This is a genomic window from Streptomyces sp. NBC_00525 (assembly GCF_036346595.1).
In the GTDB taxonomy this organism is placed as follows: Bacteria; Actinomycetota; Actinomycetes; order Streptomycetales; family Streptomycetaceae; genus Streptomyces.
On record NZ_CP107834.1, the window covers coordinates 1,659,572 to 1,673,280 of the forward strand.

The 13,709-nt window shown below is 74.2% G+C and carries 12 protein-coding genes; 6 read left to right on the forward strand and 6 right to left on the reverse strand.

Annotated features, from left to right (window positions below):
* Positions 1-63: 63 nt before the first annotated feature.
* A complete protein-coding gene (locus OG710_RS07340) occupies positions 64-1,506 on the forward strand; it encodes a glycosyltransferase family 39 protein (protein ID WP_330238599.1) in 1,443 nt (480 codons plus the stop codon).
* A gap of 121 nt (positions 1,507-1,627) precedes the next feature.
* Here the strand turns inward: OG710_RS07340 and OG710_RS07345 are convergent, their stop codons facing one another.
* Complete coding sequence (locus OG710_RS07345) at positions 1,628-3,073, reverse strand: MFS transporter (protein ID WP_330238600.1); 1,446 nt, start codon at positions 3,071-3,073, stop codon at positions 1,628-1,630.
* A gap of 252 nt (positions 3,074-3,325) precedes the next feature.
* On the opposite strand from OG710_RS07345, the gene OG710_RS07350 reads away from it, so the two are divergent.
* The 4 genes from OG710_RS07350 (at position 3,326) to OG710_RS07365 (ending at position 7,595) form a co-directional block, all read left to right on the forward strand.
* A complete protein-coding gene (locus OG710_RS07350) occupies positions 3,326-4,819 on the forward strand; it encodes an MFS transporter (RefSeq protein ID WP_330242184.1) in 1,494 nt (497 codons plus the stop codon).
* A 117-nt stretch (positions 4,820-4,936) separates the two neighbouring features.
* Positions 4,937-5,581: a class I SAM-dependent methyltransferase gene (locus OG710_RS07355; RefSeq protein ID WP_330238601.1), complete on the forward strand. Its 645-nt coding sequence runs from the start codon at positions 4,937-4,939 to the stop codon at positions 5,579-5,581.
* A 74-nt stretch (positions 5,582-5,655) separates the two neighbouring features.
* Positions 5,656-6,594 carry an N-acetylmuramoyl-L-alanine amidase gene (locus OG710_RS07360; RefSeq protein WP_330238602.1) on the forward strand — a complete coding sequence of 313 codons (939 nt, stop codon included), beginning with the start codon at positions 5,656-5,658 and terminating at the stop codon, positions 6,592-6,594.
* Between the two features lie 224 nt (positions 6,595-6,818).
* A complete protein-coding gene (locus tag OG710_RS07365; RefSeq protein ID WP_330238603.1) occupies positions 6,819-7,595 on the forward strand; it encodes a hypothetical protein in 777 nt (258 codons plus the stop codon).
* 72 nt (positions 7,596-7,667) lie between these two features.
* On the opposite strand, the gene OG710_RS07370 is transcribed toward OG710_RS07365, so the two are convergent.
* The 5 genes from OG710_RS07370 to OG710_RS07390 form a co-directional block, all read right to left on the reverse strand.
* A complete protein-coding gene (locus tag OG710_RS07370) occupies positions 7,668-8,708 on the reverse strand; it encodes a PHP domain-containing protein (protein ID WP_330238604.1) in 1,041 nt (346 codons plus the stop codon).
* A 93-nt stretch (positions 8,709-8,801) separates the two neighbouring features.
* The gene (locus tag OG710_RS07375; protein WP_330238605.1) at positions 8,802-9,578 is read right to left on the reverse strand and encodes a maleylpyruvate isomerase family mycothiol-dependent enzyme; all 777 of its coding nucleotides are present in this window, start codon (positions 9,576-9,578) and stop codon (positions 8,802-8,804) included.
* A gap of 62 nt (positions 9,579-9,640) precedes the next feature.
* A complete protein-coding gene (locus OG710_RS07380) occupies positions 9,641-10,714 on the reverse strand; it encodes a prenyltransferase/squalene oxidase repeat-containing protein (RefSeq protein ID WP_330238606.1) in 1,074 nt (357 codons plus the stop codon).
* Positions 10,711-11,469, reverse strand: a complete 759-nt coding sequence (locus OG710_RS07385; protein ID WP_330238607.1) for a class I SAM-dependent methyltransferase — start codon at positions 11,467-11,469, stop codon at positions 10,711-10,713. The genes OG710_RS07380 and OG710_RS07385 overlap by 4 nt, the downstream gene beginning before the upstream one ends.
* 68 nt (positions 11,470-11,537) lie before the next feature.
* Positions 11,538-12,869, reverse strand: a complete 1,332-nt coding sequence (locus tag OG710_RS07390; protein WP_111332087.1) for a glycosyltransferase family 4 protein — start codon at positions 12,867-12,869, stop codon at positions 11,538-11,540.
* A gap of 177 nt (positions 12,870-13,046) precedes the next feature.
* On the opposite strand from OG710_RS07390, the gene OG710_RS07395 reads away from it, so the two are divergent.
* The gene (locus OG710_RS07395; RefSeq protein ID WP_330238608.1) at positions 13,047-13,673 is read left to right on the forward strand and encodes a TetR family transcriptional regulator; all 627 of its coding nucleotides are present in this window, start codon (positions 13,047-13,049) and stop codon (positions 13,671-13,673) included.
* Positions 13,674-13,709 lie beyond the last annotated feature (36 nt).

The window sequence follows — 13,709 nt, forward strand, 5'->3', positions numbered from 1 at the left end:
GCCCGTACGACCCACAGTCAGTCAGTCCGTCCGTACCGTGACATCTCGGGGGCTTGGTACGTCATGTCTTCTTCCGGCTCCGCGCCCCGGCGCGCCGCTCCGCTCTGGCTCGTACCGGCGCTCTGGACGCTGGCCCTCGGGCTCTGGGGGCTCTCGCGGCAGGGCAGCTTATGGCGGGACGAGGCCGCGACCTGGCAGGTGGCGCTGCGGTCCACCGCCGACATACGAACCCTGCTGGGCCAGGTGGACGCGGTGCACGGGCTGTACTACCTGCTGATGCACGGCCTGTTCGACTGGTTCGGGCCGACGACCACGACGCTGCGGCTGCCGTCCGTGCTGGCCATGGCGGTGGCGGCGGCGTGTGTGGCGGCCGTCGGCGAGCGGCTGGCCGGGCGCTGGGCGGGGCTGGGCGGCGGCATGGTCCTCGGGCTGTTGCCGGCGGTGCAGTTCTACCTCCAGGAGGGCCGCCCGTACGCGCTGGTCGCGGCGGGGGCCGGGGTCGCGACGCTGCTCCTGGTAACGCTGGTCCAGGGGAACGGCGGCTGGGGGCGCTGGGCGGCGTACGCGGGCGCGGTCCTGTTCGGCGCGCTGCTGAACTGGTTCTCGCTGCTCGTCCTGCCCGCGCATCTGGCGACGCTGGTGTGGAGCGGGGCGGGGCGGCGGGTGGCAGGGCGCTGGGCGGTGGCGTCGGCGGGCGCGGTGGCGGGTGCGCTGCCGCTGGTCCTGTTCACGGCGGGCCAGGCCGGGCAGGTGTCCTGGATACCGCCGCTGACCTGGCACATGCTGATCGGCCCCGGTGTGCTGCTGACGCTCGGCGCTCTCGCGGCCCTGGCCGACCGGCCGGGTGCGGGGCGGCTCTCGGTGGCCTCGGTGGGGCTGCCGCTGCTGGCGGTTCCGCAGCTGGGCCTGGTCGCCGTCTCGCTGGGCAAGCCGCTGTTCCTGGACCGCTATGTGCTGTTCAGCATGCTGGGCCTGGCGCTGCTGGCGGGAGGTGTGTGCGCCGCGGCGGTGCGGGTGGCGGCGCCCCGGTTCCCGGCGGCGTCGCGGTGGCTCGTACCGGCGCTGCTGGTGTGCGTGGTGGCGGCGCTGCTGCCGCAGTCGCTGGCCAAGCGGTCGCCGTCGAGCCGGGTGGACGACGTGCTGGCCATGGCGGCGGACGTGCGGCGGCTGAAGGAGCCGGGGACGGCGGTGGTGTTCCTGCCGAGCGCCCGGCGCGACGCCAGTCAGGTGTCGCCGGAGGCGTTCACCGGTCTGCGGGACATAGCGCTGGTGCGGGGTCCGCTCGCGTCCGGGACGCTGAGCGGGGTGGAGGCCGCTCCGGACCGGATACGGGAGGCGATGCTGGCGGAGCGGCGGATACTGCTGGTGACGGACGCGCCGGAGGCGGCCCGCACCGAGCACGCGCGGCGCGAGCGGGTGAAGGCCGCGGTGCTGAGGGAGCACTTCGGCATCGTCGCGGACGAGCGGGTACGGGGGCGCAGGGTGACGCTGTACGAACGGAAGTGAACGGGCCCGGCGCCCCCGAACGGCGCCCGGCCCTCGGCCCGGCCCCGCAGCCCCGGCCCCGCAGCCCCGGCCCCCTGGCCCGGCTCCGTAGCCCGGCCGCGCCGCCCCGGCACCCCGCCGCTCAGGCCCGTACCGTCCGTTCCCGGGCCGGGCGGTGGCGCGGGAGCCAGAGCAGCATCAGCAGCAGCCCGGCCAGCAGGACGCAGCCCGCGGTGCGGAAGGCCAGCGCGTAGCCGGCGGTCAGCGCGGCCGGGTCCGTCGCGTCGCCGGTGCGGGCCGCGGCGACCGTGGAGAGCACCGCCAGGCCCAGCGCGCCGCCCATCGTCCGCGAGGTGTTGACCAAGCCCGAGACGAGGCCGGCCTCCCCCGGCGCCGCGCCCGACGTGGCCAGCGAGGCGAGCGGGGTGGAGGCGAGCCCGGCCCCGGCCATCATCAGCACACCGGGCAGGCAGACCGCGGTGAGGAAGGAGCCGTGCGCGGTCATCGTGGACTGCCAGCCGAAGCCCGCGGCGGCGACGGCGGTGCCCAGGAGCGCGAGGTTCTTCGCGCCGACGCGGGCCATCAGCCGGGGCGCGGCCTTGGAGCCGGCGACGACGGCCAGCGAGGACGGCATCAGGGCGAGCCCGGCCGCCAGCGCGCTGTAGCCCAGGATGTTCTGCGCGTACACCGTCATGAAGTACCACATGGCGAACGTGGCGGAGCCCATGACGAGCATGGCGACGTTCGCCGAGGCCACCGCCCGTGCCCCGAGCACCCGCAGCGGCATCAGGGGGCTCGCGGTGCGGGCCTCCACGAGGGTGAACAGGGCGAGCAGGACGGGTCCGCCGACCAGCGGGACCAGGGTCGCGGCGGCCGTCCACCCCACCGCCTCGGTCTGCACGATGCCGTACGCGGTTGCGGCGAGGCCCGCCGTGACGAGGACGGCGCCCAGCAGGTCGACGCGGCTGCGGCCCGCCGCGCGGCCCTCGGCGAGCCACAGCACGGCGCCGATCAGCACCAGCACCCCGATGGGCACGTTGATCAGCAGCACCCAGCGCCAGGACAGCGCGTCGGTGAGCACCCCGCCGACCAGTCCGCCGGCCGCGCCGCCGCCCGCGCCGACCGCCATCCAGGTGCCGATGGCCCGGGCGCGGGCGGGGCCCTCGGGGACGGCGGCGGTGAGCAGGGTGAGGGTGGCCGGGGCGAGGACGGCGGCGCCGAGGCCCTGCGCGGCGCGGGCGGCCAGCAGCTGCCAGCCCTCCTGGGCGAGCCCGCCGGCCAGCGAGGCGGCGGTGAACAGGCCGAGGCCGACGAGGAACATCAGCTTGCGGCCGTAGAGGTCGGCGGCCCGCCCGCCCAGCAGCATGAACCCGGCGAAGGCGATGGAGTACGCGTTGAGGACCCATTGCAGGCCGGTGGTGCTCAGCCCGAGGTCGGCGCGCATGGACGGGAGGGCGACGTTGACGACGGACACGTCGAGCACCACGAGGAACTGCCCGACGCATGCGGCGAGGACCACCGCCCAGGTGCGGGTCCCGGAGCGTTCGGTGGGCGGTGCGGGGGTGGTGACGTCAACCATGGGTGTCATACTCGCAGCCGCCGTGCACCCCGTACATCGGTTTCGGGTCCGGTCCCGCTCGGTCCGGCGGCGTAGGACCCGCACGCACACGCGGGTGCGGTGTGTGCGCCCGCGTGTGCGTGCGGCCGGTTCGCACCCCGTGCACCGGAATACGCCGTAGCCGAACAAGGTTCACCCTGCACAGACTTGGCGGTCGGCGCCGCCCGGCCCGGCCGCGCCACCGCCCGCACCACCCCTCACCGCCGCCCGGAGGCCGCCCGCATGTTACCGACGCCGCACGGCCGGGGGATCGTCCCCGTGCTCGCCTTCGCGGGGATCACCGTCGCCGTGATGCAAACCCTGCTCGTCCCCGTCTTCAAGGACCTGCCCGCGCTGCTGCACACCTCCCCGTCCGACGCGACCTGGGTGATGACCGCCACGCTGCTCGCCGGGGCCGTCGCCACCCCGATCATGGGGCGGCTCGGAGACCTGTACGGCAAGCGCGGGATGCTGCTGGCCAGCCTCGGCGTCATGGTCGTCGGCTCCCTCATATGCGCCTTCACCGACGACCTCGTGATCATGATCACGGGCCGCTCGCTCCAGGGCTTCGCCATGGGCGCGATCCCGCTGGGCATCGGCATCATGCGCGACGAGCTGCCGCGCGAGAGGCTGGGCTCGGCGATGGCGCTGATGAGTTCGTCCATCGGGGTCGGCGGCGGGCTCGCGCTGCCGGGCGCCGCGCTCGTCGCCCAGCACACCGACTGGCACGCCCTGTTCCTCGGCTCCGCCGGGCTCGGCGCGCTGGCCATGGCGCTGACCCTGTACGCGGTCCCGGAGAGCACGCTGCGCGCGCCCGGCCGCTTCGACCTCGTCGGCGCGCTCGGCCTCTCGCTGGGTCTGGTGCTCCTGCTGCTGCCCGTCACCAAGGGCGGCGACTGGGGCTGGGCCTCCCCCATCACGCTCGGGCTGCTCGCCGCCTCGCTGGTCGTCCTGGTGCTGTGGGGGCTGTTCGAGCTGCGCACCGAGGCGCCGCTGGTCGATCTGCGGACCACGGCCCGCCGCGAGGTGCTGCTGACCAACCTCGCGTCGATCATGATCGGCGTCGCCTTCTACGCCGTCTCCCTCGTCCTGCCCCAGCTGCTCCAGCTGCCGGCCTCCACCGGCTACGGCCTCGGCCGGTCGATGGTGGTCGCCGGGCTGTGCGTGGCCCCGCTGGGCCTGACGATGATGCTCGTCGCCCCGCTGTACGCGCGGATCTCCGCCCGCCGGGGCCCCAAGGTGTCGCTGATGCTCGGCCTGCTGGTGATCGCGATCGGTTACGGGGCCGGGCTCGGGCTGATGAGCGCCACCTGGCAGACCGTGCTGATCTCCGTCCTGCTCGGCGCCGGCATCGGGCTCGCCTACTCCTCGCTGCCCGCGCTGATCATCGGCGCCGTGGACGTCTCCGAGACCGGTGCCGCCAACGGTCTGAACACCCTGATGCGCTCCATCGGCACCTCGGTGTCCAGCGCGGTCATCGGCATGGTCCTGGCCCACACCTCGACCCGGATGGGCGCGGTCGAGGTGCCCACCATGAAGGGCTTCCGCATCTCGTTCCTCATCGCGACCTGCGCGGTGGTCGCCGGTCTCGTCCTCGCCTCGTTCCTGCCGTCCCGGCGCACGGCCACCGCGCCGGTCCTGCTCGCGAGCGCCGAGGGCGACGCGGCCGCCCGGCACACCGGCTTGCGCGACCGGGTGCCGGACGCGGCGGGGCGCCGGTCGCCGGGGCCGACGTAGACCCGATCGGGCGGCGGGCCCCGGCTCGTCCGCCCCGCCGGTGTGTCCGGCCGGGGCGTACGGCACGATGGCGCCGTCCCGCACGTCGTCGCAGCACCGCCCACCAGGAGGAACACCGTGGCCGCCGAGCCCGAGCCGGAGATTCTCGCCGCCTTCCAGGCCGCCAAGGGCTTCATGCCGGTGGTCGAGGGGCTCGCCCTGTACGAGGCCGCGACCGCGGCCGCCGCGCTCGGCCTGCCGCTGCTGGAGGTCGGCACCTACTGCGGGCGCTCCACGATCCTGATCGCCGACGCGGCGCGGGCGGCCGGGGTGACCGCGCTCACCGTGGACCACCACCGGGGCAGCGAGGAGCAGCAGCCCGGCTGGGAGTACCACGACCCGACCGTGGTGGACCCGGAGGTGGGCCGGATGGACACCCTGCCCACCTTCCGCAGGACGCTGCACGCGGCGGGCCTGGAGGACCACGTGGTGGCGCTGGTGGGGCGGTCGCCGCAGGTGGCGGCGGTGTGGGCGGGCCCGCTCGGCTTCGTCTTCATCGACGGCGGCCACACCGACGAGCACGCGGCCGGCGACTACGAGGGCTGGGCGCCGCACGTCGTGGAGGGCGGGCTGCTGGTGATCCACGACGTGTTCCCGGACCCGGCGCACGGCGGCCAGGCCCCGTACCGGGTGTATCTGCGGGCGCTGGAGTCGGGGGCGTTCACGGAGGTCTCCGTCACGGACTCGCTGCGGGTGCTGCGCCGTACCGGTCCCGGCATCTGAGGGCCGCCGCCGTGCGCGGCGGCCGGTCCGCGGACGGCCCGGACAGCGGCGGGTCCGGCCGGTAGCATCGCCGGGTGCGTCACGACGAGAGCCTTCCCGCCACCCCGCGCCGGCCGCTCCGGCTCGCCGCCGCCGCTGCCCTGCTGTGCCTGGGCCTGGCCGGCTGCGGCGACGGGGACGGCCCCGTGCGGGGGCAGGCCGGGCCGACTGCCACCGGGGCCGCCACGCCCGCGCCCTCCGCCCCGGCCCCGTCGTCGGCCGTGCCGACGCCGGTGAAGTCGCCGTCGAGGACCGCCTCCCCCTCGGCGTCCGTGTCGAGGACCCCGGCCGCCCCCACCGGGCCGCTGTCCGGGAAGACGGTGGTCATCGACCCCGGCCACAACCCGACGAACCACCTGCACACCGCCGAGATCAACCGCCAGGTGGACATCGGCACCGGGCACAAGGCGTGCGACACCACCGGGACCGCCACCAACGGGGGTTACGCCGAGGCGGAGTTCACGCTCGACGTGGCGCACCGGCTGCGGAAGCTGCTGCGCGCCGAGGGCGCCGATGTGGTCCTGACGTACGACCGCGACCGGGCGTTCGGGCCCTGTGTGGACGAACGGGCGCGGATCGGCAACCGGGAGCACGCGGACGCGGTGGTCTCGATCCACGCGGACGGGTCGGCCGCGGGCAACCGGGGCTTCCATGTGATCCTCCCGGCGGCGGTGCGCGGCGGGGGCGCGGACACGTCGAAGATCGTCGAGCCCTCGCGCGACCTCGGTACCCGAATCGCGGGTCTGTTCGTACGCAGTACCGGAAGTTCCCCTTCCAATTATGTCGGCGGCAAAACCGGTTTGGACGTTCGCAAGGATCTCGGCGGACTTAATTTGTCGACCGTGCCCAAAGTGTTCATCGAATGCGGCAATATGCGTGATCCCAAGGATGCCGCCCTGCTCACCGACGCGGGTTGGCGCCAGAAGGCCGCCCAGGGCATCGCGGACGGGATCAGCAGCTACCTCAAGGGGTAGGCAAGGGGTGATTCTGCGATGAATTCGGGAGGATGTCCGCGCACCCGGCGGGCAGCAACACGACCCGCACGAGCAGACGATACATTCACCCGTACGATGGGGAGCCGTTCCCGAGCTTCGAGCCGTGCCAGCCGTGTATCCGGCGGCAACGACGACCGCCCCCGACGAGACGACCGACTAAGGACCTTCACGTGAATATCCGCTCCCTCACTCGAGGCGATGGCGTGGTGATCGGAGCAGCGGTCGTGCTGTTCATCGCCTCGTTCCTCGACTACTTCGACTACGGAAGCAGCAACGTCGACGCCCCCAACTCCTGGGACTCCCTGGGCAACGGCATCGGCGTCTACATGGTCGGGGTGATCGGCGCAGCACTGATCGTGCTCTCCCGCTCGCAGCCCCAGCCGCGCAAGATCGTGGGTCTCGACCTCGCCCAGTTCGGCGTCGCCGCCACGGTTTTCACCGCGTGGAACATGTTCTGGACGATCATCGACCTCGGCCAGATCGACGCGGGCGCCGGCCTGATCCTCGGCTTCATCGCCTCGCTGGCGCTGGCCGCGGGCGCGGTCGCGTCGCCGCTGGTTCCGGCGCTCAAGGCCCCGCTCGCGGGCGCCCCGAACCCGCAGGCCGTGCAGCCGCCGTACGGCGCGCAGCCCGGCCAGGGCTACGGCTACCCCGGTGGTCCGCAGCCGGCGTTCGGCGGCCAGCAGGGCCAGCCGCAGCCGTACGGTGCGCAGCAGCCGGGTCAGCCCGACGCGCAGAAGGCTCCGGCGCCGCAGACCCCGGCGGCCGGCGGGCAGTCCGGCGAGTTCACCGCGTTCTGGTTCGCGGTGCCGGTGGCCCGTCCGCTGTACAACGAGGACGGTTCGCAGGCCCCGATCGCCGAACTGGCGCCGGGCACCTGGTACCTCGCGGTCGAGCAGCGCGGTTCGGCGCTGATCGCCCAGACGCAGGACGGCCGTCGCGGCGTCCTCCAGGACACCTCGGGCATCCAGCGCGGCTGACGCCCGCCGTCCGGTCCTGTCAGCGGCCCCCGCCCCCTTCCGGGCGGGGGCCGCTGCCGTTCCCGGCCGGGTTCAGCCGGCCGCCCGTTCCGGGATCTCGCCCGTACGGGTCCAGCGCAGCAGTTCGTCCGCGGACCAGGTGGTGACCACGCGCTCCGGCGGTACGCCGCACTCCTCGGCACGGGCGCAGCCGTACGCCTGCCAGTCGAGCTGGCCCGGCGCGTGCGCGTCGGTGTCGACGGCGAACAGGGTGCCCGCCGCCACGGCCCGGTGCAGCAGCCGGCGGGGCGGGTCGAGCCGTTCGGGCCTGCTGTTGATCTCGACGGCGGTGCCCGCGTCGGCGCAGGCGGCGAAGACCTCGTCGGCGTCGAACGCGGATTCGGGGCGGCCCTTTCCGGTGACGAGGCGTCCGGTGCAGTGGCCGAGGACGTTCGCCTGCGGGTGGCGTACGGCGGCGACCATCCGGCGGGTCATCGGGGCGGCGTCCATGCGGAGTTCGGAGTGGACGGACACGACGACGAGGTCCACCTGTTCCAGGAGGTCCTCTTCCTGGTCGAGGGAGCCGTCGCGGTGGATGTCGCACTCGATGCCGGTGAGCAGCCTGAACGGTGCCCAGCGCTCGTTGAGTGCGGCGACCTCGTCGAGTTGCCGGCGCAGCCGCTCGGGCGAGAGGCCGTGGGCGACGGTGAGGCGGGGCGAGTGGTCGGTGAGGACCGTCCAGTCGTGGCCCAGTTCCGCCGCCGCGCGGCCCATCTCCTCGATGGGGCTGCCGCCGTCCGACCAGTCGGAGTGCGTGTGGCAGTCGCCGCGCAGCAGCGACAGCAGGTGCTCGCCGCCCTGTGCGAGGGGCCCGGCGCTCGCCGCCTCGGACTCCAGCCGGTCCAGGTAGCCGGGGGTCCGCCCGGCCAGCGCCTCCCGGACGACCTGGGCGGTGCGGGGGCCGATGCCCTTGACCCGTTCCAGCGAGCCGTCCGCGACACGGCGGGCCGGCTCGCCGTCGTCCATCGCGGCGACGGTGCGCGCGGCGGTGCGGAACGCCTGGACGCGGTAGGTGACCGCCCTGCCGCGTTCCAGCAGGAAGGCGATCCGTTCCAGGGCCGTGACCGGGTCCATCGGCACCTCCGGGGCGGCCGGGACGGTGGGGCCGCCCGTCCAGCTTGGCCCGGACCGGCCCGGCCCGCACACCGGGGGGCCGGGCCGCGCGGCTCAGCCGAAGGTGGTGCGGGCCAGCCAGAAGTCCAGCAGCGCGGCGTCGCCCAGGACCTCCACCCGGTCGCTGTCGGGGGCGAGGCGGCGGTTGAAGACCAGCATCAGGTCGGTGAGCGACCCGCGCAGTGCCACGTCCGCCTTGGCGTGCGCCCGCCGCCAGGTCACCCCGTCCTCGCCGATCTCGATCAGCCACTCGGCGTCGGGTACGTCGGTGGCGTGCAGGTGCAGGGAGCGGGCGGCCCCGCGCAGCTCGGCGACATCGCGGTCGCCGTCGGCCTGCGCGAAGACCACGATCTGCAGCCACTCGTCGATCGTGTCGGCGGCCAGCTCGGGCGTCATCGTGTAGGGGACGTTCGCGGTGAGGGCCGCGTCGGCGAGGTGGACGACGGTTTCGAGGGTCATGCGGCGCGCCCAGAAGCCGGCCCTCCGCTCCCAGGCCCAGGTCCACACCTCGGTGTCCGGCCCGGCCTCGCGCAGCGCGGCGGCGGTCCCGGCCGCCCCCGCGGCCAGCCAGGCGTCGAGGGTGGCGGGGTCGTCGTCGGCGGGGCTGTCGTCCGGCACCTTGTCCTCCGGCACCACCTCGGCGGAGCGGGTGCGGACGATCTCACCGGCCCAGCGGTGGGCGCGGCCCACGTGCTCGGCGAGTTCGCGCAGGGTCCAGTCGGGGCAGGTCGGTACGGTCGCGGTGAGGTCGGCGCCCCGTAGTGCCGCTCTCAACTCCTCGGTCAGCCGGACGATTTCATCGCAGTAACGCTCGTGCGTCAGAAGACCCATACCCGCACCCTAGTGCGACCGCACCCGGCTCCACATGCGGATATCCGGCCGCCGTGCGCCGTTCAGTCGCAGCAGTCCGGTTCCAGGCCGCTCGGCAGCCGGTCGCCGCCGAAGACGGCGGTCGTGGCCTCGTCGCCGCCGAGCGCCGCCACCGCGAGGAGCAGGGAACCGGCCGTCCAGGAGGTGTGCTCCTCGGGCCAGAACGCCTTGTTGCCCTCGAAGACGTAACCCGTCCAGTACAGGCCGCCCCCGGCCCGCAGGTGCTGGATGGACTGGAGGATCTCCAGCGCCCGGTCGGACTCGCCCATCACCCACAGGGCCAGGGCGAGTTCGCAGCTCTCGCCGCCGGTGACCCACGGGTTGGGCAGTACGCAGCGCACCCCGAGGTCCGGCACGACGAAGTCGTCCCAGCCCTCTTCGATGCGCTTCTTGGCGGCGGCACCGGTGACGGCGCCGCCGAGGACCGGGTAGTACCAGTCCATCGAGTAGCGGCTCTTGTCGAGGAAGCGTTCGGGGTGGCTGCGGATGGCGTGGCCCAGGGCCCCGGTCGCCAGCTCCCAGTCGGGCTGGGGCTCCTCGCGGCGTTCGGCGAGGGCGAGGGCGCAGCGCAGGGCCTGGTGGATGGAGGAGGAGCCGGTGAGCAGCGCGTCCGTCACGGCCGTGCCGTCCGCCTCGCGCTTCCAGCCGATCTGGCCGCCGGGCTGCTGGAGGCGCAGGACGAACTCGACGGCGGCGTAGACCGTGGGCCACATCCGGTCCACGAAGGCGTCGTCGCCGGTGGCGAGGTAGTGGTGCCAGACGCCGACGGCCACGTAGGCGCAGAAGTTGGTCTCGCGGCCCCGGTCGGTCGGCTGCCCGGGGTCGCCGTCGTGGTAGGCGGCGTACCAGGAGCCGTCGCCGTTCTGGTGGCGGGCCAGCCACTCGTAGGCGCGGGCCGCGGCGGTGTGCTCGCCGGCCGCGTCCAGGGCCATGGCGGCCTCGGTGTGGTCCCACGGGTCGAGGTGGTGGCCGCGGAACCAGGGGATGGCGCCGTCCGGGCGCTGGAGGGCGCGCAGTGCGGCGACGGTCTCGGCGGCCTGTTCGGCGGTGAGAACGCCGGGCAGGACGAGGTGTTCGGTCCGTTCGGGAAGGCTCACGCCTCGGCCCCGGCGACTGCGGCCTCCGCCGCGCTGACGGGAAGGTGCGGCTTGGTCGCGTAGGCCACGAAGCTCTTGCCGACGACCGGGTTGAGCAGCTGCTCGGCGACCCGGGTCAGGGCCGGCTTCTTCATGATGTCCCAGACCAGGAGCTTGTGGTACGCCTTCACCGGCAGCGCCTTGTCGTTGTCGACGCCGAACGCGCACTTGAGCCACCAGTACGGGGAGTGCAGCGCGTGGGCGTGGTGGGTGCCGTACGGCTTGAGGCCGGCGCCGCGCATCCTGGCCAGCAGTTCGTCGGCCTTGTAGATGCGGATGTGGCCGCCCTCGACCTCGTGGTACGCGTCGGAGAGGGTCCAGCAGACCTTCTCGGGGCCGTAGCGCGGGACGGTGACGGCGATCCGGCCGCCGGGCCGCAGGACGCGGACCATCTCGGCGAGCACGCCCTTGTCGTCGGGGATGTGCTCCATGACCTCGGAGATGATGACGACGTCGAAGGACTCGTCGGGGAAGGGCAGGTTCAGCGCGTCGCCCTCCATCGCGGTGGCGGTGGCGCCCTCGGGGGCCTCACCGGCCTCCTTCATCGCGGCGAACCACTTCGCGACCTCGCGGATCTCCTCGCCGTTGCGGTCGAGGGCCACCACCCGGGCGCCGCGCCGGTAGCACTCGAAGGCGTGGCGTCCGGCGCCGCACCCCAGGTCGAGCACGCGGTCGCCGGCGGCGAGCGGGAAGCGGGTGAAGTCCACGGTCAGCACGAATGCCTGCTTTCGCGGTCGGGGGTGGAGGCGGGAGCGGTCGGGGCGGGGTCAGGGGCGGGGCGGGGTCATCGCCGGCCGCCGGGGCCGGTGGCGGCGCGGGCGGCGATGGCCTGCCGGTAGAGGTCGACGGTGCCGATCGCGGCCTGCTTCCAGGTGAACCGGGCGAGCACCCGGGCACGTCCGGCGGCCCCGAGCCGGGCGCGCAGCTCCGCGTCGCCGAGCAGCCGGCCCAGCGCGTCGGCGAGGGCGCCGGCGTCGCCGGGCGGGACCGCGAGGCAGGTCTCGCCGTCGGGGCCGGTGACCTCCGGGATGGCGCCGCCGGTGGTGGCGACGAGCGGGGTGCCGGTGGCCATGGCCTCGGCGGCGGGCAGCGAGAAGCCCTCGTACAGGGAGGGGACGCAGGCGATCTGGGCGCCGCGCACCAGGTCGACCAGCTCGGTGTCGCTGATGCCCTTGACGAACTCGACGGCGTCCGCGAGGCCGTGCCGCTCGATGGCGCGGGCGACGGGGCCGTCCTCGGCGCGCTTGCCGACGACCACGAGGTGGGCGGCGGGGTTGCCGGTACGCAGCTTGGCGAGGGCCTCCACGAGGTGGACGAGGCCCTTGAGCGGGACGTCGGCGCTGGAGGTGGTGACGATCCGGCCGGGGACCTCGGCGACCGCGGGGTCGGGCGACCACAGATCGGTGTCGGCGCCGATGTGGACGACCCGGATGCGGCGCGGGTCCACGCCGAGGTGCTCCACGATCTCCTGCTTGGAGGAGCCGGAGACGGTGAGCACGGACGGCAGCCGGCGGGCGACCCGCTTCTGCATGCGGGTGAACGCGTACCAGCGGCGTACGGAGGCGCGGCGGCGCCGGGTCGTGGCGGCGGCCAGGTCGAGCTGCCGGTCGACGGTGATGGGGTGGTGGATCGTGGTGACGAGGGGGGCGCCGAGGTCGGCGAGGAGCCCGTAGCCCAGGGTCTGGTTGTCGTGGACGACGTCGAACTCGCCGCGCCGGGCGGCGAGGTGGCGCCGGGCCCGCAGGCTGAAGGTGAGCGGTTCGGGGAAGCCGCCGGTCCACATCGTGGCGACCTCGGCGGCGTCGATCCAGTCCCGGTACTCGTCGCGTCCGGGGGTGCGGAACGGGTCGGGCTGCCGGTAGAGGTCGAGGCTGGGCAGTTCGGTGAGCGGGACGCCCTCGTCGAGCACCGGGTAGGGCTGGGCGCCGATGACCTCGACGCTGTGTCCGAGGCGGGCGAGTTCCCGGGCGAGGTGGCGTACGTAGACGCCCTGGCCGCCGCAGAAGGGGTTGCCCTTGTAGGTGAGGAGCGCGATGCGCAGCGGCCGGTCGCCGGGGTCCGTGCCCGATGCGGCGACGCCCGTACGGGGACCCGACTCCACGGCCTCAGCGGTCACACTCGGCCCCCTTCTCACTGCTCTGTTCGCCGGAGCGTAACCGCCGTGGCTAATCTAGAACAAGTTTCAGACTGGATGGTTCAATGAGCTACGAATCTACCGGTCGGTAGCGTCGGTGCAACGGCCGGATCAGGTGATTCACGCCACGGCACACGCCCCGGCTGCGGGATGGGACACATGACAGCGGAAGCCCGGCCGGTATCGCCGCCCCTGACGGAACGCCAGGAGGCCCGTCGCCGCCGCATCCTCCGGGCCACCGCCGCCCTGGCCGGCGAGGGCGGCTTCGAGGCCGTCCAGATGCGCGAGGTCGCGGTGGCCGCCGAGGTCGCCCTCGGCACCCTGTACCGGTACTTCCCGTCCAAGGTGCACCTCCTCGTCGCCACGCTGCGGGACCGGCTGCAGCGGCTGCGCACCGATCTGCGCGACCACCCGCCGGCCGGGGACGACCCGGCGGCGCGGGTGGCGGGCACCCTGCTGCGGGCCTTCGGCGCGCTGCGGCGCGAACCGCAGCTCGCGGACGCGATGGTGCGCGCGCTGACGTTCGCGGACCGGGGCGTGCGCCCCGAGGTGGACGCCGTTTCGCGGCTCACAACCGCGATCATCCTGGACGCGATGGACACCGGCCACCCGACGCCGCAGCAGCTCTGCGCCGTGCGGGTGATCGAGCACACCTGGCACTCGGCGCTGATCGCCTGGCTGTCCGGCCGGGCCTCCGCCGCGCAGGTGCGCGCCGACATCGAGACGGTCTGCCGGCTGATCGGCCCGCCGGCCCCCGGTGTGCCCGGGGCACGCGCGGCGGGCTGAGACGGCTCCAGGGGCCGGCCCCCGGCAATGCTGCCG

Excerpts from the sequence above, each read along its gene's own strand:
- OG710_RS07370 (WP_330238604.1), bottom strand. The coding sequence starts at position 8,708 with ATGGACCCGGTCACGGCCCTGGAACGGATCGCCTTCCTGCTGGAACGC.
- OG710_RS07350 (WP_330242184.1), top strand. The coding sequence starts at position 3,326 with ATGTTACCGACGCCGCACGGCCGGGGGATCGTCCCCGTGCTCGCCTTC.
- OG710_RS07395 (WP_330238608.1), top strand. The coding sequence starts at position 13,047 with ATGACAGCGGAAGCCCGGCCGGTATCGCCGCCCCTGACGGAACGCCAG.
- OG710_RS07345 (WP_330238600.1), bottom strand. The coding sequence starts at position 3,073 with ATGACACCCATGGTTGACGTCACCACCCCCGCACCGCCCACCGAACGC.
- OG710_RS07375 (WP_330238605.1), bottom strand. The coding sequence starts at position 9,578 with ATGGGTCTTCTGACGCACGAGCGTTACTGCGATGAAATCGTCCGGCTG.
- OG710_RS07340 (WP_330238599.1), top strand. The coding sequence starts at position 64 with ATGTCTTCTTCCGGCTCCGCGCCCCGGCGCGCCGCTCCGCTCTGGCTC.